At 56.8% G+C, this 2,289-nt stretch carries 2 protein-coding genes and 1 pseudogene; 2 read left to right on the top strand and 1 reads right to left on the bottom strand.

Annotated features, from left to right (window positions below; all coding sequences use genetic code 11):
• Nucleotides 1-584, top strand: a pseudogene (locus HMPREF2975_RS08390) (DNA polymerase); the annotation flags it as partial.
• Here HMPREF2975_RS08390 and HMPREF2975_RS08385 read toward each other — a convergent pair.
• On the bottom strand, nt 581-1,525 hold the full coding sequence (locus tag HMPREF2975_RS08385) for an Abi family protein (protein WP_004007632.1): 945 nt from the start codon (nt 1,523-1,525) through the stop codon (nt 581-583). The pseudogene HMPREF2975_RS08390 and the gene HMPREF2975_RS08385 sit on opposite strands and share 4 nt — an antisense overlap.
• A 481-nt stretch (nt 1,526-2,006) precedes the next feature.
• Between HMPREF2975_RS08385 and HMPREF2975_RS08380 the strand changes: the two genes are divergently transcribed.
• On the top strand, nt 2,007-2,289 hold a 283-nt coding region (locus tag HMPREF2975_RS08380; protein ID WP_141757375.1), incomplete at its 3' end, for a BRO-N domain-containing protein.

Genomic DNA, 2,289 nt, shown 5'->3' with positions numbered 1-2,289 from the left:
GCGCTTTGGAGCGCATGGGAGCACTCACCATGGGACTCGCCGAGCACGAACTCAAACCCATCGTCGACGCATGGAGAGCCGCCAACCCACACATCGTGGCCCTCTGGGCCGGCGTCGAAGAAGCAGCTATCGCCGCGATCGCGTCTCGTCAGTCAATCCGGCTACGGAATCTGCGATTCAGCGTCGAAGCCGGAATCTTGTTTATTGAGCTGCCCTCGGGTAGGCGGTTGGCGTATGTGAAGCCGCGTCTGGGCGAGAACAGGTGGGGCGGCACCTCCATCACCTACACCGGCACCACCACAGCACGCCGCTGGGGACAGCTCGAAACCTACGGCGGAAAACTTACCGAGAACATCGTTCAGGCGATCGCTCGTGATCTGCTCGTCACGGGCATGCACGCAGTCGCCAAAGCCGGGCATCAGATTGTGATGCATGTTCACGACGAGATCGTCATCGACGAACCCGAAAATTCCGGCTTCACCGCCACTGGTGCTTGCGAGCTCATGTCCACGCTCCCAGCATGGGCCGAAGGTTTGCCGTTGGATGCGGATGGGTATGAGTGCGCCTATTACCGTAAGGATTAGCTGTTGATTGTCCAGATGGGATCTTGTTTCCAGCTGGGGCTGGCACCTATGTGCGTTAGATCGACGCCAGGAATTTCGGTGGGGAAACTGTCTAGGACGTCGCTGATGGCCTGTATTTCAGCGGTGAAATTTCCTCGTCGCAAGAGGAACGCGGTGAGCACCAACGCGGTGTATATACGTCCTGAAGAATGTGTCACGGCCGATAGCGTTTGGTCGTTGCGGCGGTGTTTGACCAGTGGACGGATGACGAGTCGCTTGTTCCATAGTCTGGCGTGATGGGCGCATATGTTACGAATGAAATTCGCAGTGCGCATCCATGATTCCAACTCGTCGGCACGTGCCAAGTACTTGTCAGCAATGCGACGACGCTGTTCGAAGGGAGCCAACGAAAACAGGGTCACGAGTTGTCCGAATTCGAGGATCTCGGTGGCCACCCACACCGGCAAACGGCCGTCGTGGGTCTGGTTGTAATGCGTGACGAAATCTTCTGTAGAGCGCGACTGCGTTTGGGCTAGCTTCTGCGTGAACAGTACTGCGCGGCGATGCATTGCGCCTGACGGCCAAATCCGTTCGAGGTCGAGGTGAATGAACGGATCGATCTCACCCAGCACGTGCCCCACGTCAACTCGCAGGCACACCTCCAGCTTGCATAGCGCCCGCCACACAGCAAGACGCAGTTGTTCGTCAAACTCGTACAGCTCAATCGCGTGATGCATACGTGTGCCGGGAACGAAACGATCTAAACGCCGCCGAGGTGAGCCTTCGGGAGCTGGCTGGCGCAGCGGGTAGGAGTATCCCGAAAGCCGGTAATAGCCGACAGTAGATAACTCGCGGCGGTAATCACCGGCATCCAATAGGCCACGACGAGTGAGGATATTGATTTGCTCATCGATACTGACCCACGGTTTGTCGACCACCAGCCCACCTGCTTCCAAAAACATGAAGACCGGCTCTGACCTGTCTCGGAAACCGATACAAGCGAGCCGGTACTAGTGGTAATCACTATACCGCGAAAACAGCGACAGAATCAAGAACTCGGCGAAGTATCACCATCAGAGAAGAAAGCTTATCCAAGACCGCTAAGAAACGAGAACCGACCCTGTGCTCCCACCGAGGCGGGCAGCGGAACCGGTCATGTTGTCTAAAAGACCACCGTGTCGGCACCGCTGTAGCAAGAGAATGATGGTTCTTCCACACAGAGCACTCGAGAAATTTGTCTATGCCCCGGCGAGAATACCTGCCAGATTGCTCTAACAGATAGCGCTCCACCGGGGCTTCAACACCAATCGTGCCAGAACGAGAAGCGATTGAGTACCCGTGATTTAACACTTTCTGGTTCGTCGGCAGTGGGGTGAGGCCCTTAACTCCTTGTGCCGCCCGGCACGACTTTTTCTCGACGGGGTCTCGGGAAGGAACCCCGCCATGGGAAACCAGATTCAAACATTCACCAACGACGTGTTCGGCACCATCCGCACTATCACCAATGATGGTCAGATCCTTTTCTGCGGCAAGGATGTCGCCACCGCGCTCGGCTACCAGGATCCGACGAACGCGGTGAAGCTGCACTGCAAGGGGGTGGCAAATTACCACCCCCTTGAGACCGCTGGCGGAATCCAGCAGGTCCGCTTCATTACCGAGGGCGACCTCTACCGCCTCATCATTTCTTCAAAACTCCCGGCAGCACAGAAGTTCGAAGCCTGGGTGT

The sequence above is a fragment of the Actinomyces sp. HMSC065F12 genome (assembly GCF_001814535.1).
Taxonomy (GTDB): Bacteria; Actinomycetota; Actinomycetes; order Actinomycetales; family Actinomycetaceae; genus Pauljensenia; species Pauljensenia radingae_A.
Note: the sequence above shows the minus strand (reverse complement) of the source record. Positions and strands in the feature narration are given on the sequence as shown.

What these genes read in the sequence shown, in the direction of transcription:
- HMPREF2975_RS08385 (WP_004007632.1), bottom strand. Translation starts at nt 1,525, where the DNA reads ATGTTTTTGGAAGCAGGTGGGCTGGTGGTCGACAAACCGTGGGTCAGT.